At 71.3% G+C, this 21,870-nt stretch carries 20 protein-coding genes and 2 pseudogenes; 15 read left to right on the forward strand and 7 right to left on the reverse strand.

Annotated elements, in window-relative coordinates; translation table 11 throughout:
• Positions 1-274: 274 nt before the first annotated feature.
• Entirely contained in the window at positions 275-1,072 is a 798-nt protein-coding gene (locus ACFY1H_RS30970) for a LysR family transcriptional regulator (protein WP_386952193.1), read from the reverse strand.
• Positions 1,073-1,181: 109 nt separating this feature from the next.
• Between ACFY1H_RS30970 and ACFY1H_RS30975 the strand changes: the two genes are divergently transcribed.
• Together ACFY1H_RS30975 and ACFY1H_RS30980 are read left to right on the forward strand one after the other, a co-directional pair.
• A complete protein-coding gene (locus ACFY1H_RS30975) occupies positions 1,182-1,967 on the forward strand; it encodes an alpha/beta fold hydrolase (protein ID WP_386952196.1) in 786 nt (261 codons plus the stop codon).
• Positions 1,964-2,803 (forward strand): alpha/beta fold hydrolase, encoded by an 840-nt coding sequence (locus tag ACFY1H_RS30980; protein ID WP_386952199.1) that lies wholly within the window; start codon positions 1,964-1,966, stop codon positions 2,801-2,803. Before ACFY1H_RS30975 ends, ACFY1H_RS30980 begins: the two co-directional genes overlap by 4 nt.
• A 219-nt stretch (positions 2,804-3,022) precedes the next feature.
• On the opposite strand, the gene ACFY1H_RS30985 is transcribed toward ACFY1H_RS30980, so the two are convergent.
• Positions 3,023-3,904: an SGNH/GDSL hydrolase family protein gene (locus ACFY1H_RS30985; protein ID WP_366583894.1), complete on the reverse strand. Its 882-nt coding sequence runs from the start codon at positions 3,902-3,904 to the stop codon at positions 3,023-3,025.
• Between the two features lie 136 nt (positions 3,905-4,040).
• A complete protein-coding gene (locus ACFY1H_RS30990; RefSeq protein WP_366583893.1) occupies positions 4,041-4,658 on the reverse strand; it encodes a class I SAM-dependent methyltransferase in 618 nt (205 codons plus the stop codon).
• 137 nt (positions 4,659-4,795) lie between these two features.
• Between ACFY1H_RS30990 and ACFY1H_RS30995 the strand changes: the two genes are divergently transcribed.
• Complete coding sequence (locus tag ACFY1H_RS30995; protein ID WP_386952205.1) at positions 4,796-6,490, forward strand: bifunctional folylpolyglutamate synthase/dihydrofolate synthase; 1,695 nt, start codon at positions 4,796-4,798, stop codon at positions 6,488-6,490.
• On the forward strand, positions 6,487-6,891 hold the full coding sequence (locus ACFY1H_RS31000) for a DUF4233 domain-containing protein (protein WP_386952208.1): 405 nt from the start codon (positions 6,487-6,489) through the stop codon (positions 6,889-6,891). Before ACFY1H_RS30995 ends, ACFY1H_RS31000 begins: the two co-directional genes overlap by 4 nt.
• A 7-nt stretch (positions 6,892-6,898) precedes the next feature.
• Here the strand turns inward: ACFY1H_RS31000 and ACFY1H_RS31005 are convergent, their stop codons facing one another.
• On the reverse strand, positions 6,899-7,444 hold the full coding sequence (locus ACFY1H_RS31005; protein ID WP_386952211.1) for a barstar family protein: 546 nt from the start codon (positions 7,442-7,444) through the stop codon (positions 6,899-6,901).
• A gap of 18 nt (positions 7,445-7,462) precedes the next feature.
• Between ACFY1H_RS31005 and ACFY1H_RS31010 the strand changes: the two genes are divergently transcribed.
• Together ACFY1H_RS31010 and ACFY1H_RS31015 are read left to right on the forward strand one after the other, a co-directional pair.
• Positions 7,463-7,987, forward strand: coding sequence for an SMI1/KNR4 family protein (locus ACFY1H_RS31010; RefSeq protein ID WP_386952214.1), 525 nt, complete (start codon positions 7,463-7,465; stop codon positions 7,985-7,987).
• 140 nt (positions 7,988-8,127) lie between these two features.
• Positions 8,128-8,907, forward strand: a pseudogene (locus ACFY1H_RS31015) (alkaline phosphatase D family protein); the annotation flags it as partial.
• A gap of 106 nt (positions 8,908-9,013) precedes the next feature.
• On the opposite strand, the gene ACFY1H_RS31020 reads toward ACFY1H_RS31015, so the two are convergent.
• Positions 9,014-9,457, reverse strand: coding sequence for a hypothetical protein (locus tag ACFY1H_RS31020; RefSeq protein ID WP_366583889.1), 444 nt, complete (start codon positions 9,455-9,457; stop codon positions 9,014-9,016).
• A gap of 33 nt (positions 9,458-9,490) precedes the next feature.
• Entirely contained in the window at positions 9,491-9,760 is a 270-nt protein-coding gene (locus tag ACFY1H_RS31025) for a hypothetical protein (RefSeq protein WP_386952217.1), read from the reverse strand.
• Positions 9,761-9,977: 217 nt separating this feature from the next.
• Here ACFY1H_RS31025 and ACFY1H_RS31030 point away from each other — a divergent pair, with 217 nt between their 5' ends.
• From ACFY1H_RS31030 to ACFY1H_RS31070, 9 genes and pseudogenes are all read left to right on the forward strand, one after another.
• Positions 9,978-10,256: a hypothetical protein gene (locus ACFY1H_RS31030; RefSeq protein ID WP_386952220.1), complete on the forward strand. Its 279-nt coding sequence runs from the start codon at positions 9,978-9,980 to the stop codon at positions 10,254-10,256.
• 297 nt (positions 10,257-10,553) lie between these two features.
• Positions 10,554-11,354 (forward strand): annotated as a pseudogene (locus tag ACFY1H_RS31035) (alkaline phosphatase D family protein); the annotation flags it as partial.
• Between the two features lie 70 nt (positions 11,355-11,424).
• Positions 11,425-11,835, forward strand: coding sequence for a nucleoside-diphosphate kinase (ndk, locus tag ACFY1H_RS31040; RefSeq protein WP_220242889.1), 411 nt, complete (start codon positions 11,425-11,427; stop codon positions 11,833-11,835).
• 85 nt (positions 11,836-11,920) lie between these two features.
• Positions 11,921-12,649, forward strand: coding sequence for a maleylpyruvate isomerase family mycothiol-dependent enzyme (locus ACFY1H_RS31045; protein ID WP_386952223.1), 729 nt, complete (start codon positions 11,921-11,923; stop codon positions 12,647-12,649).
• 129 nt (positions 12,650-12,778) lie between these two features.
• The gene (locus ACFY1H_RS31050; RefSeq protein WP_386953047.1) at positions 12,779-16,120 is read left to right on the forward strand and encodes a phosphodiester glycosidase family protein; all 3,342 of its coding nucleotides are present in this window, start codon (positions 12,779-12,781) and stop codon (positions 16,118-16,120) included.
• Positions 16,121-16,173: 53 nt separating this feature from the next.
• Entirely contained in the window at positions 16,174-17,115 is a 942-nt protein-coding gene (locus ACFY1H_RS31055) for an ABC transporter ATP-binding protein (RefSeq protein ID WP_366583884.1), read from the forward strand.
• Positions 17,115-17,918, forward strand: a complete 804-nt coding sequence (locus ACFY1H_RS31060; RefSeq protein WP_366583883.1) for an ABC transporter permease — start codon at positions 17,115-17,117, stop codon at positions 17,916-17,918. The genes ACFY1H_RS31055 and ACFY1H_RS31060 overlap by 1 nt, the downstream gene beginning before the upstream one ends.
• Entirely contained in the window at positions 17,918-18,751 is an 834-nt protein-coding gene (locus ACFY1H_RS31065; protein WP_386952227.1) for an ABC transporter permease, read from the forward strand. Before ACFY1H_RS31060 ends, ACFY1H_RS31065 begins: the two co-directional genes overlap by 1 nt.
• Before the next feature lie 84 nt (positions 18,752-18,835).
• Positions 18,836-20,776 (forward strand): hypothetical protein, encoded by a 1,941-nt coding sequence (locus tag ACFY1H_RS31070; protein ID WP_386952230.1) that lies wholly within the window; start codon positions 18,836-18,838, stop codon positions 20,774-20,776.
• 55 nt (positions 20,777-20,831) lie between these two features.
• On the opposite strand, the gene ACFY1H_RS31075 is transcribed toward ACFY1H_RS31070, so the two are convergent.
• Complete coding sequence (locus tag ACFY1H_RS31075) at positions 20,832-21,794, reverse strand: LuxR C-terminal-related transcriptional regulator (protein WP_386952233.1); 963 nt, start codon at positions 21,792-21,794, stop codon at positions 20,832-20,834.
• Between the last annotated feature and the right edge of the window lie 76 nt (positions 21,795-21,870).

Below are 21,870 nucleotides of genomic sequence, written 5' to 3' on the forward strand. Positions count from 1 at the left end.
CGCGGCCCGCCTCGATGAGCGCCAGGACTTCCGGCCGCAGCCGGCGGTCGGCGGACGTGGCGGCGGGCTGAGGTGGGTGGCCCGCGTTGGTGAGGCTGGGCGGTCGGTGCGGGGAGGTCGCCGTTGCGCGATGCGGCCCTGGGGTACGCAGCCGTGCGCCGAAACCCAGGCGTCGAGTCGCCTCGACGTCAGCCGAGCTCGCGGCCCGCCTCGATGAGCGCCAGGACTTCCGGCCGCAGCCGGCGATCGGCGGACGTGGCGAGGTAGGTGGGCATCACCGGCGTCGGGTTGCGCAGGGGCGGAAGGCGACGCCCGGCACGGGCAGCAGGTTGGCGTGGGCGCGGTAGAAGACCGTCCACTGGGGACGGCCCAGGCCGAGCGTGCCGAGGGTGTCTTGGGCGGTCGTGAACTCCTTGCCCAGCAACGGTTCGAAGCCGGCCTCGCGGCAGGACGCGAGCACCAGGTCGTGGAGCGGGCGGTTGCGTTCGGGGGAGCTCAGGCGCAGCGGCAGCGGTGCCAGGTCGGCGAAGTCGACGACCGCCGAAGACGCCAGGGGATGCGCCGCGGGGAGTGCGACGAGGACCTCGTCCGTCCACAAGGGAGTCAAGTCGAGGCCGTCGGCGGGCCAGTCGCCGCGGAGGAAGGCGGCGTCGAGGGCGCCGTCGCGGATCTGCCGGAGGCGGGCCGGGGTGGGGGCGTGTACGAGTTCCAGCTGGGCGTCCGGGGCGAGGCGGGTGAACGCGGCGAGGAAGCCGTCGAGCCGGTCGCCGAGGCCGTCGCTGGTGCCGAGCCGCACGAGGCGGCCGCGTTCGGCGCGGAAGTCGGCCACGGCGTCGGCCGCGCGGTCGGCCGCGGCGAGGACGGCGCGCGCGTGCGGCAGGAACCGCGCGCCCGCCTCGGTCAACGACACGGTGCGCGTGGTCCGCTCGAACAGCTCCGTGCCGAGTGAGCGCTCCAGCCGGCGCACCTGCTGGCTGACCGCCGGCTGCACGATGCGGAGCCGCTCGGCCGCGCGCCCGAAGTGCAGCTCCTCGGCGACGACCACGAAGTACCTCAGCTGACGCAGCTCCATCCCCGGCCCCATTCATCAGCGTTCGTGATGAGTCTACGAGCGGTCTGGCCGTTGGTCGCCGCTCGCCGTCGCGGTTGGCTCGAAGGCGAACGGAAGAGAGGAAGATCCGATGGCATTCGTCGAGGTCCGGGGCGCGCGGCTCTACTACGAGGACGAGGGCGACGGCCCGGCCGTGCTCCTGCTGCACGGCTGGGGCACGAGCGGCCGCGTCTGGCAAGCCCAGCTGCCCGACCTGATCCGTGACCACCGCGTGGTCACGCTCGACTGGCGCGGGTGCGGGCGCTCCGACCGCCCGGCGGCCGGCAACACGATCGCCGGCAACGTGGCCGACCTCGTCGAGGTGATCACGGCGCTCGGGCTGGAGAAGCCCGCCGTGGTGGGTTCGTCGATGGGCGCGGTGTTCGGCACCGAGCTCGCGCTGACTCGGCCCGACCTGGTCGGCGGCGTCGTCGCGGTGGACGGCCCGGGGTACTGGCCGTCGGAGGGCATGCGCGACAAGGTCGACGAGGTCACCGCGGCGCTGCTGGCCGACCGGCCCGGTTTGGTCGCGAGCTGGGTGCCGGACTGGTACGCGCCCGCCGCGAGCGCGGCGCTCGTCGACTGGACGATCCGCCAGATCGTCGACTCCTCCGGCTACCTCGACCCGCTCATCGGCGAGTCGGCGACGTGGGACCCGCGCCCGCGGCTGCCGGAGCTGAGCGTGCCGATCGCGTACGTCCACGGCGAGCTCGACGTCCAGATCCCGGTGGACGTGGCGCGCACCTGCGCCGCGCTCACACCCGGGGCGAGCGTGCACGTGGTCGCCGGCTGCGGGCATCTGCCGCACCAGGAGGACCCCGTCGGGTTCACCGCGGTGCTGTGCGACGTGCTCGCGAGTCTGCGCGTGGCGGCGTGACCGTGGTTCCCGTGACGCTGACCGGCGGAGCCGCCGAGGTCCACTACGCCGTGACCGGATCCGGTCCCGCGCTCCTGCTGCTGCACGGCACGGCCGCGTCGCACGAACAGTGGGCGCCGGTGGTCGAGCTCGCGCGGAAGTCGTTCACGGTTGTCGCCCCTGATTTCTCCGGCTCCGGCGGCACCGTCGACCACGGCGGCCCGATCTCGATCGCGGATCTCGCCGCCGAAGCGCTGGCCGCGGCGGACGACGCGGGGTTCACCACGTTCCACGTCGCCGGCCATTCGCTCGGTGCCGTGGTGGCGGCGCACCTGGCGGGCACGCACCCGGCGCGCGTGCGGTCCGCCGTGCTCCACGCCGCCTGGCCGAAGACCGGCACGCGGCAGGACGCGGAGTTCCGCCACTGGCTCGAGTTGCTCGACCACGGCGCCGACGTGTTCGCGCGGATGCTGCCGCTGATGGCATTCGGGCCCGGCTACTGGGCCACGACCACCCCGGCGGCCAACGAGGACCTGGTGGCGCAGCTGGTGATCCAGCCCGGGGCGGCGCGGCAGATCGGGGCCGACCGCGGCGTCGACCTCCGGCCGGTGCTGGGCTCGATCACGGCGCCGACGCTGGTGCTCTCCAGCGCGTACGACCGGTTGATCGAGGCGGCTCAGCAACAGGAACTGCTGGCGGCGATCCCGCACGCGAGCCACGTCGAGCTGCCGGCCGGGCACGGTGCGCCGGCCGAGCTGCCGGGGGAGTTCGCGAAGGTGCTCCTGGACTTCGTGCGGCAGGCCGAGGAGATCCGGGCCGAGGAGATCCGGGCCGAGGCGGGCCGGGCCGGCACTTGACTGGGGGTGGGTGCCGGCCCGGTCCTGGCTGCGCCGGTTGTCGGCGGCGCGGGTCTCGCCTGCTGATTTTCATCTCAGTTGGTGTCGATCGGCAAGTGAATAACCTGAGTTGACACTCCGGTGTACCGGCTGCGAGACTCTGCGGTGCCGAGGGAGGGGTGTCCACGAGCGACGGGGGCGGGCGGGTGACCGCCGCCCCCGCTCGTTCGCGGTCGGGGATCAGGCGGCGAGCTGCCGGTGGATGATCCCGGCGAGGCCCGCCATGCCTTCGGGCAGCGGGTGGTAGGCGGCGGCGGTGAAGAGCAGGGTGTCCTGGCCGTTGATCCACGCGGCGCCTTCGGGTGCGCAGGCGTCGTGGCCGGCCGACGGGGTGAACGTGTCCACATAGGACGCGTTGCCGTCGGCCTCGACGGCGTTCTCGATCGCCGTGTTGAGCGCTTCCTCCACACTGGAGAGCCAGGCGTAGTCACCGTCGGCGAAGGGCAGCACGCTCGGGCAGTAGCCCGACGCCGGCGCGATGCGCGAGTACCCGACGGCGAGCACCTTGGCCCGCGGGGAACGCGCGTGGATGCCGGCCAGCACGGCCTGGATGCTCTTCTGCGTGTTCGTCAGCGCGGCCTTGATGGAGTCTGCGCCGCCGGCCGTGAAGTGGCGTTCGCACGGGTTGCCGCTCGGGTCGGTCGGCCGCAGTGCCGGACACGTGCCGACGAGGGTGCCGAAGACGCCGGAGTCGTTGCCGCCGATGCCGAGCGTCACGAGGTCGGTGTCGAGGCGCAGCGCGGAGAACTGCGGCGCGTTCACGCCCAGCGGCACGCTCTGGGGGGCCGTCATGTTCGACGTGTCCGCGCCCGAGCAGCTGACGTCGGTGTAGCTGTCCACGCGCAACGCGGAGGCCAGGATCGCCGGGTAGTTCGCCGTGCTTCTCGCGCAGCCCAGCGGATCCAGGCGCTGCGCGGGGATCAGCGGCCCGGCGGTGTACGAGTCGCCCAGCGCGACGTAGTTGCGGAAGTGCTCCTGCGGCGCCGCGTCCGCGGTGGCGGTGACTGTCGTGACGGCTGTTGCGGCCGCCAGCGCGGCGAACACGAGCCGGGTGGTACGCATGCGAAGGCCCCGTTTCTCCGAACCGAATTCACGGACTCTTCTCACGTCTAGCCAGCTCTTCGCGGGTTGCCTGCCGCCGTTCGGGTGGCCGGGCCCGGGATTCACCCGCCAGTGGTGTGACGCGGCGGGAACCGGGTCAGGCCAACGGTTTCCGGTAGGTCAGGAGGTGGCGCCAGAACGGCAGCCGCCGGACCGTGCTGCCGGGCAGGAGCTCTCGCGCGTCGCGCCTGAGCTCGTTCATCGTCGGGAACTTCATTTCCACGGGCGGCTCCGGCGTCGGGTCCGGACCTCCGTTGAGCCACTCGCCCGCCGCGACGACCACCCGCGCGGCCACGTTGACCGGCGCGAAGGCGAGCTCGACGGCGTAGTCGCCGGGGGTGCTGGGCCGGGCCAGCCCGAGAATTGCGAGGACTCCGCCGGGATGCAGGGCGTCGCGCAGCTTCATGACGGTTGCGAACGGCATGTGGTGGAGGGAGGCGATGCAGGAGATGAAGCCGTAGGCGTTGCGTTCGAGGACGTCGTTCGCCACGTCCACGCGCCGGACGTCGACCTTCCCGGGCCCCGGCGACCCCAGCGCGGCGGCGATCCGCACCATCTCCCCGGACACGTCCACGGCGTCCACGTCGAGCCCGCGCGCCGCCAGCCGCCGCGCGAACCGCCCCTGCCCGCACCCGACGTCCAACGCCCGTTTCGCCCCCGGCGGCACGAGGCTGAGCAGCAGGGGGTGGTAGCGGTGGTTGTGGTTGAACGGCATGACCCGACCTAACCAGCAACACCGGTCCGATGGCCGAACGCGCAGGTCATCACTACCGACACGGGCCCGACGCGCGGCAACGCACCGCACGTAGACTCGTCTGGTCAGGTGAAGCCCGTTGTCGAGGGAGCGTGTGCGTGCCGCGAGGTGAGGCGGACGGCCAGGGGCCGTTCGAGGAGATCGACGAGGGCGGCCGGCGGCGGCCCGATCTCGCGGACCCGGACAGTTTCGCCGGGGTCGACGAGCTGGGGTCGCGCGCGCACGACGAGTCGGACGACGTCGATCCCGACCTGGACGCGCCGGACGCCGCGTACACCGTCGGCGGCGGGTCCCGCGGGGGTATCGGCGGCATCGGGCAGCTGGGGGACAACCTCGCGACCGGCCCGGTGCCGGACCTGCTCGGCGCCGAGGACGGGGAGCTGCACGAGCTCGACGACCAGGGCGTCGACGAACCCGCGCAGGACCCCAACGGAGCCCAGGCGCGCCGGGAGCTCATGGCCGTCGAGGCGGAGCTGAACCAGCGCTGGCCCGAGACGAAGATCGAGCCGAGCCTCGCGCGGATCCAGGCGCTGGTCACGCTGCTGGGCGAGCCGAACCGCGGCTACCCCGTGCTGCACGTCGCCGGGACGAACGGCAAGGGCTCGGTCAGCCGCATGATCGACGCGCTGCTCACCCGCATGGGCCTGCGCGTCGGGCGGTACACGAGCCCGCACCTGCAGCTCGTCACGGAACGCATCGCGCTCGACGGGCACCCGATCTCGGCCGCGCGGTACGTGGACCTGTTCCGCGACGTCGCGCCGTACGTGAACATGGTCGACGCCGCGAGCGAGGACGGCGTGGCGATGAGCAAGTTCGAGGTGCTCACCGGCATGGCGTTCGCCGCGTTCTCCGACGCGCCGGTGGAGGCCGCCGTGCTCGAGGCGGGCATGGGCGGGGCGTGGGACGCCACGAACGTCGCCGACGCCGACGTCGCCGTGATCACCCCCATCGGCCTCGACCACACCGAGTACCTCGGCCCGACGGCCGTCGACGCGGCGCGCGAGAAGGCCGGGATCATCAAGCCCGGCTCCGTCGCCGTGATCGCCGAGCAGGACCCCGACGTGCTCAACGTGCTGCTCAAGCGCGCGGTCGACGTAGACGCCGCCGTGGCGCGCGCCGGCAGCGAGTTCGGCGTGCTGGAACGCGAGATCGCCGTCGGCGGGCAGCTGCTGAAGCTGCAGGGCCTCGGCGGCGTGTACGACGAGATCTTCCTGCCCCTGCACGGCGCCCACCAGGCAGCCAACGCGGCGCTCGCGCTCGCGTCCGTCGAGGCGTTCTTCGGTGCGGGCAAAGACCGTCAGCTGGTGCTCGAAGCCGTGCGCGAGGCCTTCGCCGAGGTCGAGAACCCGGGCCGGCTGGAGCGCGTGCGCGCCGCCCCGACCGTGCTCCTCGACGCGGCGCACAACCCCATGGGCGCCCAGGCGCTGGCCACCACCGTCACGGACGAGTTCGCCTTCCGCCGCCTGGTCGCCGTCGTCGCGGTGATGGCGGACAAGGACGCGCGCGGCATCCTCGACGCGCTGGAGCCCGTCGTGTCGGACATCGTGGTCACGCGCAACTCGGCCCCGCGGTCGATGGAGCTGGAAGACCTCAACGAGCTCGCCATCTCCATCTTCGGCGAAGACCGCGTGCTCGCCGAGCCCGACCTGGAGTCGGCCGTCGAGACGGCCATCGGCCTCGTCGAGCAGTCCGACGACCCGGAAGAACCCCTCGCCGGCGGCGGCGTGCTGGTCACCGGCTCCGTCGTCACCGCGGGCGAGGCCCGCACCCTGTTCGGGAAGGAACCGGTATGAGCGAGACGCCTCCGCCTCCCCCCAAGGACCCCATGAAGGGCTTCCGCGGCGTGCTCTCGGGCACACTGATCATGGAAGCCATCACGGTCGCGTTGGCGCTCCCGGTCGTCAACAAACTCGGCGGCGGCATCACGTCGGCGACGGGCTGGACGGTCATCGGGATCGCCGTGGCGCTGCTGGTGCTGTGCGGTCTGCTGAAGCACGTGTGGGCAGTGCCCGTGGTGCTGGTGCTGCAGGTGGCGTTGATCGCGATGGCTTTTGTGCTGCCGGCTATTGCGATCATCGGCGTGCTGTTCCTGGCGGCCTTCGTGTGGTTCCTGTACCTGCGCCGCGAAGTGGCACGGCGAATGGCGGCGGGGACGTTGCCGAGTCAGCAGCCGCAGTCTTCGCCGAAGAGTTGACGCTCGGCTAAAGCTCGCGTCGGGAGTTCAGCCACTCCGCGTCGTTCCACAGGGCCGACGTCGCCCCGACCGCGGGAAAACTCAGCCGCGGATCATCGGACTGGACCAGGCACATCATCCGATGTCCGACCAGCAGGGCATTGCGCGCTTGGCTCGCGAAGATGTCCAGCAGCGCGTGGGCGAGGTCCTTCTCTACGCCCGCGAACCTGTCGTAGTGCCGCAGCACGAGCACGAACCCGGTCGCCCCGAGGTCGGCGCCGTAGTCACCCGCGGCGACGTCACTCAGACAGTCGTTGAGGGCGTTGAGGTTGTTGCCGTTGTAGTCGGGCAAGCGAGGTTCAGGTCGATGCCGACGGTCGATGAGGTTGCGACGGCCGTGTCCGGACTGGTGTCGGCGCGGGTCACCGGCTCCGGCCGGACCGTGAACATCGCCGAAGTCGGTTTCGCCCGGGGCACGGTCGAAACGCGCCTCCACGCCCAGTGCCCGCTCCCTGTCCGGACGCTGAGGATCGCTGACCGGGTCCATTGCCGGTCGTACGCGTTCGGCGAGCATGGCCCGTAAGGTGGGGGCGTGGCCGAGCCCGACGATGTGATGCCCGAAATGCTGGTGGAAGCTCATCGCGAGCCATTCGACTACCGGGATGGCTTGGGCGTCGACTTCGAGCCGTATCCGCGGTTCGAGAGCGAGGCCGAAACAGCCGAGTGGTGGCGGGCGTGGACGGGAAACCGGGCCGTCGACGGAGCCGAGTTCCGGGTGTTCGGACAGGACGGCGCCGGCGGGCTGGCTGCGTTCTGGCTCGTGCGCCGTGGCAGGCCGGTTGTGCGGCAGCCGGTGGTGTTCCTCGGGTCCGAAGGGGAGACCGGAGTCGTCGCCGGTGATGTGGATGGATATCTGTGGCTGCTTGCAGGTGGCTTCGGGCCGTATGAAGCGATGTTGTACCCGCACCACGAGCATGAGCCGCGGGTTGATCCCCGCCTGACGCTGATCGCGGAGCGCTGGGCACCGTCCGGGAGGCAGGCCACGTCCGAGGTGATCACCAGTGCTCGGGAGGAGTTCCCGAACTTCGGCGAGATTGTGCGGTCGCAGTGTCGATGAAGTCGCGGCACGGGCAGCGGGTGAGTCACTCCTCGCGAAGTAGTCCGGCCCCCGTCGGACCGCCGCGGCGCTGACCCAGTTCACCGCCGCGTCGCCAGGAGTTGTCCGACCAGCCGTCAGGGCCGGATAGAACGTCCGGCATGACCGAATCGACCCACTCTCGCCGCAGTCTGTTCAAGGCCGGTTTTGCCGCGTCGGCCGTCGTGGGCGGGGCGTTGCTCCTGCCCGAAGGTACGGCAAGTGCCGCAGCCGCCGCGCCGTTGGTGCGCCGGGTGCGGCCGGTGCTCACGCACGGCGTCGCGTCCGGGGACGTCACCACCGGGTCCGGCATCATCTGGTCGCGGGCCGACCGGCCGGCGCGGCTGGTCGCCGAGATCGCGCGCGACGAGTCGTTCCGCCACGCGCGCAGAGTCGCCGGGGACATCGCCACGCCCGACACCGGCGGCACCGGCAAGGTGCGCGTCGCCGGCCTGCAGCCCGGGACCGAGTACCACTACCGCGTCACGGCCGTGGACCTCGACGGCCGCACGTCCAGCGAACCGGTCACCGGCCGGTTCTCCACCGCGCCCGTCGGCCGCAAGAACACGCGCATCCTGTGGAGCGGCGACGTCGCGGGCCAGAACTACGGCATCAATCCCGCGTTCGGCGGCATGACCATCTTCTCCGCCATGGCCGACCGCCACCCGGACCTGTTCCTGCACAGCGGCGACACCGTCTACGCCGACGGCCCGCTCACCGAGACCGTCACCCTGCCCGGCGACGGCGGCACCTGGCGCAACATCGTCACACCGGAGAAATCGAAGGTCGCCGAAACCCTCGACGAGTACCGCGGCCAGCACGCCTACAACCGCCTCGACAAGAACTTCCTGCGCTTCGCGGCCCAGGTGCCGAGCTACACCCAGTGGGACGACTACCAAGTACGTCAACTGACAACACGCTAGGACGTGTGACCAGCGGCAGTCTGGTCGAAGACCCGCCGCGACAGTTGAAGGCAGCAGAGCATCAACGCTCCGGCGGTCACACGGTTCAGTCTTCGTCGGCGGTGTTCGGCCAACGCCGTGTGCCACCTAACCGCTGGTAGCGCTGCCGCATCCCCTGACGGGTGAGGCCGCATCCTGTGCCGAGAGATTCGAAGGTCTCGCCGCGATCGAGCGCTGCCTCGATGAGACTGATTTCTGTCGAGTCAAGATCACGCCGTACCTGGGGGACGAGATTCAAAGCTGCGCTGATGTCCTCGACGCTGACCTCTGTGGACGCGGGAAGCCCACGCGCGCGTTGCTCATCGTCGAACCTGGGATCATTGTTTGCGCAGACGCCGACGAGCTGCGGGAAAACGTGAAGGCCTGGATGAGTTCCACGCATGTCCGTCGGCAGGTAGCGATCGAGCTGACGGAGAATCTGTTGCTCGTCTTGCAAGCTGAGGCGGTCCGTTGAGCGGGTCATGCTCGACAACATACCGTTGTCGAGCATGACCCGCAAACATGTCACTCCGGAGGGTGGTTCTCAGTCGGTGATGCCGTCATCGACGTAGAGGGCGCTGCCGCCGTTTTCGGCAATGCAGAACCAGTCGGTCCGGTCAGGGTGGGCGCTGTGCCACGCGACTCCGTAGACGGAGCACTCGTCGGCCGTGGGGTACCATCCGTACCACACGAACGAGTTGATGCTGTTTGTCGACGAGGGCAATGAGTTGCCCTCTGCTGCCAGTGCCGATGTTGCGCCAATGCAAGCCAGTGTGCCAGCCGCTGCAGTGGTCGCCACGATTCTCTTCATCATTGAAAGCATGATAAATTTCCCTCGAAAAAAAATTCGGTCGAACAAGTAGTTAGACGTGGGCGGTTATCGTCCAGTCTCGTTCATGTAAAGCTTCCAGACGGGTGACTGGTACTGACACCAAACGCCGGAGAATGCCCACGGTTCATCGTTTCGAAGCTTATTGCCGGCTTCGATGCAGGCCGCTTCGGAGGAGTAAGTCCCCCACGGGTACCAAGTCTTGACGGAAACTGGCGCCATTTTCCCTGTGGGTGCGGTGATCGTGACGCTGCTTGCCTGCGACGGAATCGTCGTGGCGGATGCTGTTCCGACGGCGAAAAACGACAGCGCTGCCACTCCGCCTAATAGGGCGATAGATTTGCGCATAAAAATCTTCCCTCCTGCTCGGATGCAGTTTGAGAAGGTGCATCAAGCAATCGGGGTAGCTATGTCAGAAATCATGTTTTTGACATGTGAAAACAGAATCCCCCTGCGCATCAATGCCCTCCCAAACAGTTGATGACGATCATTGACTTTGGTCGGCCGGGAGGGTTGACGGTACCGCCGAGATGGTGAATAACTGATGTGCGAGCTAGATGGTGAGGAACTTTCTCTAGGCTCATGTCGGTACCTGGCAACGATTGGCCCAGGGGTATCCCTCCCGGGCTGGCATCGACAGGCGGCAGGGGAGGGCCAGATCGTAGGGTGGCCGGTCGCAGTCCGACCAAGGCCGGGCCGGTCGGCGGGGCACCTCTGCACGACGGCTTGAGAGTGAGATGGAAGGTTCGGCGCCGTTCGTTTGATTGGTCGGGAACACGACCACGAGGTCCTCAACAACTGGTACCCCGGCGAAATCCTCAACGACCGTCCCGAATACACCGAGAAGCGTCTCGACGTGCTGGCCCCGCGCGCGTACCAGGCGTTCCACGAGTGGCACCCCATCGACAGCCGCCGGGCGGTGGACGGGCGGGTGTACCGCAGTTTCCGCTACGGCAGCCGCGTGGAGGTGTTCGTGCTCGACATGCGCACCTATCGCAACGCCAACACCGCGGACCAGACCAAGCCCGGCTACATCCTCGGCGACAAGCAGGCGCGCTGGCTCGCCGACGCGCTGGACCGCAGCACGGCGACGTGGAAGATCGTGCAGGCGGACATGCCGATCGGGCTCGTGGTGCCGGACGGCACGGACATCGAGGCCGTCGCCAACAACCGGCCGGGTGCGCCCGGCGGTCGTGAGACCGAGCTGGCGTGGGTGCTGCGCGAGATCTCGCGCCGGAAGGTGCGCAACGTCGTGTGGCTGACCGCCGATGTCCACTACACCGCTGCGCACCGCTACTCGCCCGACCGCGCGGCCTTCAAGGACTTCGACCCGTTCTGGGAGTTCGTGTCCGGGCCGCTCAACGCCGGCGCGTTCGGCCCGAACCTGCTCGACCCGACGTTCGGCCCCGAAGCGGTGTTCGTGCACGCGCCGACGACGCAGAACTCCTCGCCCGCGCAAGGGTTCCAGCACTTCGGCGAGCTGAACGTCGACGGTGGCAGCGGCGACCTGCGCGTGGACCTGCGCGACGCCACCGGCAAGTCCCTGTGGTCCAAGACCCTGCACCCGCAGGGCCGCTGACCGCACCGCAACCGACCCCGCGCTAGGCTCGCGCCCGATAACACGAATCCGCACAAGGAGAAACACCGTCGTGACTGAACGCACGCTGGTCCTCGTCAAGCCCGATGGCGTCGCGCGCGGCCTCGTCGGCGAGGTCGTCTCGCGCATCGAGCGCAAGGGCCTGAAGCTGGCCGCCCTCGAGCTGCGCACCGTCGAGCGCTCGCTGGCCGAGGAGCACTACGCCGAGCACAAGGAACGTTCGTTCTTCGGCGACCTGCTGGAGTTCATCACGTCGGGTCCGCTCGTCGCGATCGCCGTGGAGGGGCCGCGCGCCATCGCCGCGTTCCGCCAGCTGGCCGGCGGCACCGACCCGGTCGAGAAGGCCACGCCGGGCACCCTGCGCGGCGACTTCGCGCTGGAGACCCAGTTCAACCTGGTGCACGGCTCCGACTCCCCGGAGTCGGCCGAGCGCGAGCTGAAGCTGTGGTTCCCCGACCTGTGAGCCGGGACTGAAAGCCGGGGCGGGGCCGAGCGGCTCCGCCCCGGCTTTCCCTTCTCCACCAAGTGTTCCGAGGGGCGACACGACCATGCCGACGCTGCCACTGACGGCCCGCGACTACCTCGCGCACCTGCGCGCGCTCACCGCGGCGTTCACCGACCTCGCCCGCTCCGCCGACGTCGGCGTGGCCGTGCCGGCCTGCGCGGGCTGGACGTGGCCCGACCTCGTGACCCACACCGGCAACGTGCACCGCTGGGCCGCCGAGGTCGTGCGCACCGGCGAACCGCGGAAGCAGGCGTTCGAGGAGCCGGCGGCGGGTGACCTCGCCGGCTGGTACGCCGAGAGCGCCGCCCTGCTGCTGGCCGCCCTCGAAGAAGCCGACCCCGAGGAACGGTGCTGGCACTTCTGCGGCACCGCGAAGACGAAGCTGTTCTGGTTCCGCCGTCAGGTCCACGAGACGGCGATGCACCTGGTCGACGCCCACGCGTGCGCGGGCACGACCCCGGTCCTCGATCCGCTCGTGTCGGCCGACGGCATCGACGAGGTCCTCGGCGCGATGCTGCCGAGGATCACCCGCTGGCACGCCGTGCCGCCGCTGCCCGTGCCGCTCACGGTGCGCGCCACCGACACCGGCCACGAGTGGACGGTCGTGCCGGGGGAGCCGCCCGTGCTCGGTGAAGGCGAGGCCGCCGCCACCGTCGAGGCCCCCGCGCAGGACCTGCTGACGCTGCTGTGGAAGCGCGGCGAAGCCACCCCGCGCATCACCGGCGACGAGGAACTGGCCCGCGCGTTCCTGAAATCCCCGCTCACCCCCTGACCGGAACCGCCCGTTCTGAGCCATTCAGGCGGCGTTCATCCCGAATCCTTCCGCCGGCCGGGCTGCTCCACTTTGCTGAGCGAAGTTACCAACTCGATACTGGGGTGCCTGGTGAAGAAGTCACGCTCCGTGCTGCTCTGCGCCCTTTGCGCATTGTTCGCCACTGCCGTCACCGCGCCGGCGTACGGCGACCCGCTCGCCGCACCGCTGGGCACGCGGCCGGTGGAGGGCGCGCCCGCGGCGTCGTCGGCCCGCGAAGCCCCGGTCACGGCCGCGGCGACGACCGACGACGGCCTCGAGACCAGCAGCGCCACCTCGGCCATCGCGCCCGGGCTGCAGCTCACGCAGTTCGACCGCTTCGACCCGGCCGGCTGGATCCGCGGCGACACCCTCAGCGTCGACCTCACCAGCAAAGTCCTCGAGCCCACATACCTCAGCCCCGGCACGGTTTCCGCGCGCACGCCGCTGTCGCAGCAGGTCGCGCGCACCGGCGCGGTGGCCGGGGTGAACGGCGACTTCTTCGACATCAACGCCACCGGCGCGCCCGAGGGCGTCGGCATTTCCGACGGGCAGCTGCAGACCGCGCCGGCCGCCGGGCACAACACCACCGCCGCGATCACCGACGAGGGTCGCGCGAAGCTGGCCGACATCTTCCTCGAAGCGTCGGTGCAGCTGCCGGACGGCCGCAGCGTGCCGGCCACGAACTTCAACAGCCCGGTGCTGGGCAAGGACGCGCTCGGCGTCTACACGCCGCTGTGGGGCGCTTCGGCGCGCGCGACTTCGGTGGCCGGCGCCGCGCGGGTGGCCGAGATCGAGGTGCGCGACGGCGTGGTCACCCAGGTGCGCGCGCAGCCGGCCGACGGGCCGATCCCCGCGGGCAGCACGCTGCTGCTGGGCCGCGAAGCGGGCGCGGACACCCTCGCCGCGCTGAAGGTCGGCGACCACCTCGGTGTGTCCTACGCACCGCGGTCCGACGCCGGGAAGATCGCCGTCGCCGTGGGCGGAAACGAGGCCCTGCTGAAGGACGGTGTGCTGCAGCCGGTCGACGACACCACGCTCGCCCCGCGCACCGGCGTCGGCTTTTCCGCCGACGGCAAGCACCTGTGGCTCATGACCGTCGACGGCCGGCAGGCCGACAGCCGCGGCATGACCGAGGCCGAGCTGGGTCGCCGCCTGAAAGCCCTGGGTGCCGACGACGCCATCAACCTCGACGGCGGCGGCTCCTCCACGCTCCTCGCGCGGGCCGAGGGCGAGGCCGCGCCGAGCGTCCGCAACGCGCCGTCGGACGGCGGGGAACGCCTGGTGCCCAACGGGATCGGCATCAAGACCGTGCCCGGCAGCGGCCGGCTGACCGGCTTCGCCCCGGCGCCCGCGCAGAACACGACGAACGCCACGCGAGTCCTTTCCGGACTGTCGCGCGTGCTCGTCGCCGACGCGCACGACGAGACCGGCGCGGCCGTCGCGGCGCACCCGCGGTGGAGCACGTCGGACCCGGGCCGCGCGACCGTGACGGACAACGTGCTCACCGCCCACGCCGACCGCAAGCACCCGGAAGCGCGCGAAGACGTCTCGGTGGTGGCCCGCGATGGCAAGGCTTCCGGCAAGACGACCATGTCCGTGCTCGGCGCGCCGGTGCGGCTGGGCACGAGCACTTCGCAGGTCGCGCTGTCCGGCGCGGGCGCGCACAGCACGTTCCAGGTCTTCGGCTACGACGCCGACGGCTACGGCACCTGGGTGGAGCCGCGCGACGTGAAGCTCGAGTTCGACCCCGCCGTGGTGGACGTGCGGCCCGCCGCCGACGGGTTCGAGGTCACGGCGAAGACCGCTTCGGGCGCCTCGGCGATCACGGTCCACGCGGGCGGGCTGACCGAGCACCTGGCCGCCTCCGTCGGCACCGAGCCGCAGGTGGCGTCTCCTTTGGACGGTCCGGCGGGCTGGAGCGCCAGCGTGTACCCGGCGGTGGTCGGGGCCGCGTTGTCGCCGGCCGAAGGGCGGGACGGCGGGCAGGGCCTGGCGCTCGACTACCGGCTCACCGGCACCATGGCCACGCGCGCCGCGTACGTGACCGCCGCGACGCCGCTGCCCGTTCCGGCCGGCACGCAGAAGATCGGCCTGTGGGTCGACGGCGACGGCAAGGGTGCCTGGCTGCGCGCGGAGCTGCACGACCAAGCCAACGTGGCGTCCATTGTGGACCTCTCGCTCAGCGTCGACTGGACGGGCTGGAAGTACGTCACCGCCGCCGTGCCGGCCGGGCTGCCGGACGGCCAGCGCCTCACCCGCTTCTACGCGGTGGAGAACGTGCCGGACCAGCAGTACGAAGGTCACCTCGTGTTCGACGACCTCACCTTCGAGGTCGCGCCGTCCACGTCCGTGCCCGCCGACCCGGCCGCGCACGACCCGGCGCTGGTCACCGACGGCACGCTCGGCACCGGCGGCCTGCGGATCGCGGTGATCAGCGACGCGCAGTTCACCGCCGACGCGCCCGACGGCCCGCTGGTGGCGCAGGCGCGCCGCGCGATGCGCGAGGCCGTGGCCGCGAAGCCGGACCTCGTGCTGATCAACGGCGACCTCGTCGATCGCGGCACCGCGCCCGACTTCGTGCTGGCGCGCAAGGTCATCACCGAGGAGCTCGACGGCAAGGTGCCGTGGTACTACGTGCCCGGCAACCACGAAGCCGAGGGCGGCAACGGCCTGGCCGACTTCGAGACCGCGTTCGGCGCGACGCACCAGGTCGTGGACGTGCACGGCATCCGGCTGGTGCTCATGGACTCCTCGCGTGGCTCGCTGCGCGCCGGCGGCTTCGACCAGGTGCGGATGCTGCGCGACGCGCTCGACGGCGCCGCCCGCGACCGGTCGATCCGCGGTGTCGTCGTCGCGATGCACCACCCGGTGAAGGACCCGAGTCCCACGGGCAACTCGCAGCTGGGCGACCGCAAGGAAGCCGACCTGCTGCAGACGTGGCTGACGGGGTTCGAGCAGTCCTCGGGCAAGCAGGCGGCGGCGATCGCGTCGCACGCGGGCGTGTTCAGCCTGTCGCGCACCGACGGTGTGCCGTACCTGGTCAACGGCAACTCGGGCAAGACGCCCGCGGCCGCGCCGGGTGACGGCGGGTTCGTCGGCTGGACGCTGGTGCGCGTCGACCCGTCGGCGAAGGACCAGCCGGTGCGCTTCGAGACGCGGCCGAACGTCGACGCGCTGACGCTGTCCGGTCCCGCCTCGCTGCGGTGGGGTGCGAAGGCGCAGCTGACCGCGACGCTCACGCAGGCGGGTCGCGCCGTGCCGGTCGCGTACCCGGTGAGCGCGGACTGGAGCGGCTTCTTCGCCCACCTCGGCGCCGGCCGTCCGGCACCGTGGGACGTGGTGTCGTACGACACGGCGAGCGGCGTGCTGACCGCGTTGCACCCGGGTGTCGCGCGGATTTCCGTGACGGTGAACGGCGTTTCGAAGGACCTGACGGTCACCGTCCGCTGATCGATCGGGAAACCGGTCGAAAACTGTCGGTGCCCGCGCCTAGTGTCGTCGAGGTGGCAGAGGCAACGGCGGAACCGGCACTGGTGCAGGCGAAGGCACTGGTGAAGCGGTTCGGTGAGTTCGAAGCGGTGCGCGGCATCGACGTCGAGGTGCGGCCGGGGGAGGCGTTCGGCTTCCTCGGGCCCAACGGCGCCGGGAAGTCGTCGACGATGCGGATGATCGCGTGCGTGTCGCCACGCACCGACGGCGACCTGCGGGTGCTGGGCATGGACCCGGACGTCGACGGGCCGCGCATCCGCGCGCGCCTGGGTGTGGTGCCGCAGGAGGACAACCTCGACGTCGAGCTGTCGGTGCGGCAGAACCTGCAGATCTACGGGCGCTACTTCGGCCTGTCGCGGGCGCACGTGCGGGCGAAAGCCGAGGAACTGATGGAGTTCGCGCAGCTCAGCGACCGCGCGGAGGCCACCGTCGACTCGCTCTCGGGCGGCATGAAGCGGCGGCTCACCATCGCGCGCTCGCTGGTGAACGACCCGGAGCTGCTGCTGCTCGACGAACCGACCACGGGCCTCGACCCGCAGGCCCGGCACCTGCTGTGGGACCGCCTGTTCCGGCTCAAGGCGCGCGGCACCACGCTCATCGTCACCACGCACTACATGGATGAGGCAGAACAGCTCTGCGACCGGCTCGTGGTCATGGACGGCGGCCGGATCGCCGCCGAGGGCTCGCCGGCGGAGCTGATCGCGCGGTACTCCACGCGCGAGGTCGTGGAGCTGCGCTTCGCGCCGGGTGAACAGCAGACCGCGGCCTCGGCCGTCGAAGACCTGGCCGAGCGCGTCGAGGTCCTGCCCGACCGCGTGCTGCTGTACACGATGACGGGCGAGGCGACGCTGGAACGCGCGCACGAACGCGGCCTGCGCCCGGTCTCCAGCCTGGTGCGGCGCAGTTCCCTGGAAGACGTCTTCCTGCGCCTGACCGGCCGGACGTTGGTGGACTGATGACGATCTCCGCGACGGGCCGGGTCGTCGGCAGCTGGCGGGGCGCCTGGCTGCGCGTCGAGGGCCACTGGACGTGGTACCGACGGCACTGGGTCAGCACGCTGTACTCCACGGGCCTGCAACCGGTGCTGTTCCTGGCCGCCATGGGGCTGGGTTTCGGCTCGCAGGTGCAGGCCGGCCCGGCGACGGGCGGGGTGTCCTACCTCGTGTACGTCGCCCCGGCGCTGCTGGTGGCCGGCGCGGCGCAGCAGGGCGTGGGCGACTCGACGTACCCCGTCCTGTCGGGGTTCAAGTGGCAGAAGGACTACGTCGCCGTCACGGCCACGCCGGTCTCGGCCGGGCAGCTGCTGGGCGGGCACTTCATCTGGACCACGCTGAAACTCACGCTGGCGGGCGCGATCTACGCGGTGATCGCGGTGTTCTTCGGCGCCTGGCAGAACTTCGGCGCCGTCCTGGTGGTCCTCGTCGGCACGCTGACCGGGCTCGCCTGCGCGGCGCCGATGACGGCGCTGGCGGCGAAGACGTTCGACGAGGGGCAGCGCTTCGGGCTGCTGTTCCGCTTCGTGGTGATGCCGATGACGTTGTTCTCGGGCACGTTCTTCCCGATCAGCCAGATCCCGCTGTACCTGCGCTGGCTCGCGTGGCTGTCGCCGCTGTGGCACGGCACGCAGCTCGCGCGCGCCGGCACGCTCGGCGGCGTCGGCGGGCTCGCGGTGCTCGGGCACACGGCATACCTGGTGGCTCTCGTCGTGGTGGGCTGGGCGCTGGCCCACCGCTGGTTCTACCGCCGGCTGGTGGCGTGATGACCGACGTGCGAGCCACCGAGTTCCAGCGCCGCGGTCTCCTCCTCCGCGTCCTCCCGCCGGGCATGTACAGCGGGCGTGCCGGCGCGCTGATCGAGCGGGCGATCACCGTCTACGGGCGGTCGTGGACGATCCTGCTGTCCGGCGCGCTCGAGCCGTTGTTCTACCTGCTGGCGTTCCAGGTCGGGTTCGGCAAGCTGGTGCAGACGGTGCCGGGGCCGGACGGGCGGCCGATGAGCTACGTCGCGTTCGTGGCACCGGCGCTGCTGGCGTCGTCGGCGATGAACGGGGCCGTGTTCGAGAGCACCTACAACCTGTTCTTCAAGCTGCGCTACGCGAAGACCTACGACGCCATGCTCGCCACCCCCATCGGCCCGCTCGACGTCGCGCTGGGGGAGATCGGCTGGGCGATGCTGCGCGGCGGGCTGTACTCCGTGGCGTTCATGGCCGTCACGGGCGCCATGGGGCTGCTCACGTCGTGGTGGGCGCTGCTGCTCCTGCCGGTGGCGCTGCTGGTGTCGTTCACGTTCTCCGCCATCAGCATCACGCTCGTGAGCTACCTGAAGTCGACGTCGCAGTTCGACTACATCCAGCTCGTGCTGATGCCGATGTTCCTGTTCTCCACCACGTTCTTCCCGATCACGGTCTACCCGGAGGCCATCCAGTGGGTGGTGCGGGTTTTCCCGCTGTACCACGGCATCGAGCTCATGCGCGGCCTCGCGACCGGCTTCTTCTCGTGGAGCATGGCGGGCAACCTCGCCTACCTGCTGGTGCTCGCGGCGATCGGGGTCTGGGGGTCGACGCGGCGGATCGCGAAGCTCCTGCTGACCTGACGCTGGTGTCCAAAGTGCGACCTGTCGTATTTCGGCCACGGCGAAGATCGTGACGCCGCGCCCGGCCTGCCCCAGGCTGACCGGATGCACGGAAGACCTCTGAAACTGGCCGCGCTCACCGCCGGCTTGTCCCTCGCCCTGGCCGTCCCCACTGTTTCCGCCTCGGCCGAGCCCGCCCACGCGCAGCCGTGGCAGCTCGTCGGCCCCAACAGCGCCGGCGGGCACCTCGCCTTCACGCCCGACGCCCCGGCGCGGCTGTACGTGCTGCCCGACAGCGGCCGCGCTGTCTACCGCACCGACGACCACGGCGACACCTGGACCACACCGGGTCCCTTGGGCGCCAACGGCACCGCGATCGCGGCCGACCCGCGCGACGGGTCCGTCGTCTACGTCACCGCCACCGACCCCGCCACGGGCACCGGCGAGGTGCTGCGCAGCGACGACGCGGCGCGCACGTTCCGCGCCGCCGCCACGAGTCCCGGGCTGTTCACGTCCGTGGTGGTCTCGCCCTCGGGCGAGGACGTGTTCGCGGCCGGCGACGACGGCGTGCTCACCAGCACCGACCACGGCCGCCACTGGGCGAAGCTCCCGGGCGCGCCGGCAGGGGTCACCGACCTCGCCCTCGACGGCGACCACCTGTTCCTGGCCACCGGCAGCGAAATCCACGTCGTCGACAACGCGCTGAGCCACCCGCGCGCGCCGCGCGAGCTCGCGGTGCCCGGCACGTCGTACCTGTCGAACCTGGCCGCGGCCGACGGCATGGTGGTCGGCTCGGGCGTGCTCGGCAGCGCCGTGTTCTCCACCGACGGAGGCCGGACGTTCCGCACCCTGACCGGACCGTGGGGCGCCGACGACGCGATGGCGTTCACGGGGCTGACCCCCGCCGGTGAGCTCGAGGTCCAGTCGATCGCCTCGCCGGGGCCCGACGGCAGCGCGGGCGCCCGCGACGTCTGGGTCAGCCGCGACCGCGGCCGCACGTGGACCGACCACCCGGCCGCGACCGGCGCGATCGACCTCTACTCCGAGGTCGGCGGCTTCCCGGACCGCCCGCGCGAGCAGGTCGTCGCCGCGGCCGCGGGGATCTTCACCACGGCCGACTCGGTGACGTTCCGGCGCATCGGCGTGCCCGACACCGAGGTCAACGCGCTCGCGAGCGTCGGCCCGGCGCTCGTCGCGGCCACGCGCAGTGGCACCTACCGCTCGACAGCGCCGTTCGCGGCGCACCTCCCGCGTGGCTACCAGGACTGGGGCTGGACCGGCCAGGCCCCGGACACCTTGGGCAACTCCGTCGGGGCGCTCGCGACGGTGTCGGCCAAGGCCGTGCTGCGCGTGCGGCAGGGCTACTGCGAGGTCGACTGCTTCACCGTCGAAAGCTCCGGCGACGGCGGCAAGACGTGGCAGCAGTTCGCGACCGTGCCGGGCAACTCCCGCGCGCTGGCCGTGGATCCGCACGACGCCGGCACGGTGTACGCGGGCAGCTACCTCACACCCGCCGTCTACACGAGCCACGACGGCGGCCGCACGCTGACGCAGCACGTGCTCGCCGGCCTGGACGGCGTGCAGTCGGTCGCCGTCGACCCGCGCTCCCGCGGCGCCGTGTGGATCGGCGACGTCACCGGCCTCTACCGCAGCACCGACGGCGGCGCCACCGCGCGCAAGCTCTTCGACGGCGAGGTCGCCCACGTGACCGTCGACCCGCGCGACGCCCGCCACGTCGTGGTCACCGGCGCCGGCTTCGTCAAGGTCACCACCGACGGCGGGGCCACCTTCCGCCCCGCGGCCGGCCTCGGCACCGCCGGCTACTCCGACGCCACCTTCACCGGCGACGGCGCCCTGTACGTGTCCTCCGCAGACAAGTACGAACCCGGCGCCGGGGTCCTCGTCAGCCACGACGGCGGCCGCCGGTTCACCTCGCTGCCCACCCAGCCGGCCGACCGCGACGTGCGCACCCTCCTGCCGTCGGCCGACGGCCGCTGGCTCCTCGCCGGCACGGGCGCGGGCGTCTACCGCCTGCCCCTGCGGTGATCCGCGGGGCCGGGTGTCCGCAGTGGACACCCGGCCCCGGGTCCTCAGTGGACGTTCAGTCGTCGAGCCAGCCGAGTTTCGCGACCTGCCACGCCAGCTGCATCCGGCTCTGCGCGTCGGCCCGCTGCATCAGGTCCTGCAATCTCCGCTGCACCGTCCGGTGGCTCACCCCGAGGTGCTTCGCTATCGACTTGTCGCTCACGCCGCCGACGAGGAGCGACAGCAGCCGGCGCTCGTCGGCCGACAACTGCGCGTCGGCGGGGACGCCGTCGACGCGCAGGGGAGACGCGCGTTCCCAGTAGCTCTCGAACAGCGCCACCAGCGCGGTCACCAGGCTGCTGCCCAGCACGAGCGCGGCGGTCGGTTCGCCCGTGGCCTCGTCGTCGGCGAGCGGGCACAGCGCGAGCGCCCGGTCGGCCACGGCGAGGCGCACGGGCAGCTTCGCGATGGTCCGGGCCCGTTCGCCCAGGCGGATGCCCTCGGCGAGGCCCGCGATCGCGCCCGGTTCTTCGAGCAGCGCGGTCTCGTAGAGCACCCGGAAGCGCACGCCGCGGGCCAGGGCGCGGAACTCCTCGTCGTTCTCGGCGGCCGGCATGGCGATGGGCGCCTCGCGGCAGAACCACAGCACCTCCTCGCGCGCGTCTCGCTGGAGGCTCAGCGCCTGCTGCCGGATCGCCTCCGCGCCGGTGACGACCTCGACCAGCCGCGACGAATCGCGCCGCCGCGCGCTGTCGCGGTACTGCTCGGCCAATTCCGTCAGGGCGGCGCGGGCGCGTTCGAGCTCCGACTGGCCGTGGCGCAGCAACGGCCCGAGCGAGACGTCGGGCGGCGCCGGCACGTAGTGCTCGCCGGTGCGGCTCACGAGGCGCTTGGCCACGAGCGAGCCGAGCACCCGCTCGACCTCGGCCACGGCGAGCCCCAGCCGCGTGCTCACCTCACCGGCGGCGGCGCGGTAGCCGCCCACGAGCACGCGCAACACCCGCTCCTCGTCGGCGGACAGGCCGAGCGCTTCGAGCACCGGACCTCCTCGGGCGTCGGCGAACTGCGACCGGTATCCAACCCGGACGAGGTGTCGAAACGATCACGGGCGGGGC

The organism is Amycolatopsis sp. NPDC001319, from assembly GCF_042896185.1.
In the GTDB taxonomy this organism is placed as follows: domain Bacteria; phylum Actinomycetota; class Actinomycetes; order Mycobacteriales; family Pseudonocardiaceae; genus Amycolatopsis.

Coding starts and splice junctions, on each gene's coding strand:
- ACFY1H_RS31025 (WP_386952217.1), bottom strand. CDS start 9,760: ATGATGAAGAGAATCGTGGCGACCACTGCAGCGGCTGGCACACTGGCT.
- ACFY1H_RS31000 (WP_386952208.1), top strand. CDS start 6,487: ATGAGCGAGACGCCTCCGCCTCCCCCCAAGGACCCCATGAAGGGCTTC.
- ACFY1H_RS31060 (WP_366583883.1), top strand. CDS start 17,115: ATGACGATCTCCGCGACGGGCCGGGTCGTCGGCAGCTGGCGGGGCGCC.
- ACFY1H_RS31070 (WP_386952230.1), top strand. CDS start 18,836: ATGCACGGAAGACCTCTGAAACTGGCCGCGCTCACCGCCGGCTTGTCC.
- ACFY1H_RS31065 (WP_386952227.1), top strand. CDS start 17,918: ATGACCGACGTGCGAGCCACCGAGTTCCAGCGCCGCGGTCTCCTCCTC.
- ACFY1H_RS31005 (WP_386952211.1), bottom strand. CDS start 7,444: ATGCTCGCCGAACGCGTACGACCGGCAATGGACCCGGTCAGCGATCCT.
- ACFY1H_RS31045 (WP_386952223.1), top strand. CDS start 11,921: ATGCCGACGCTGCCACTGACGGCCCGCGACTACCTCGCGCACCTGCGC.
- ACFY1H_RS31020 (WP_366583889.1), bottom strand. CDS start 9,457: ATGCTCGACAACGGTATGTTGTCGAGCATGACCCGCTCAACGGACCGC.
- ACFY1H_RS30985 (WP_366583894.1), bottom strand. CDS start 3,904: ATGCGTACCACCCGGCTCGTGTTCGCCGCGCTGGCGGCCGCAACAGCC.
- ACFY1H_RS30975 (WP_386952196.1), top strand. CDS start 1,182: ATGGCATTCGTCGAGGTCCGGGGCGCGCGGCTCTACTACGAGGACGAG.
- ACFY1H_RS30970 (WP_386952193.1), bottom strand. CDS start 1,072: ATGGAGCTGCGTCAGCTGAGGTACTTCGTGGTCGTCGCCGAGGAGCTG.
- ACFY1H_RS30990 (WP_366583893.1), bottom strand. CDS start 4,658: ATGCCGTTCAACCACAACCACCGCTACCACCCCCTGCTGCTCAGCCTC.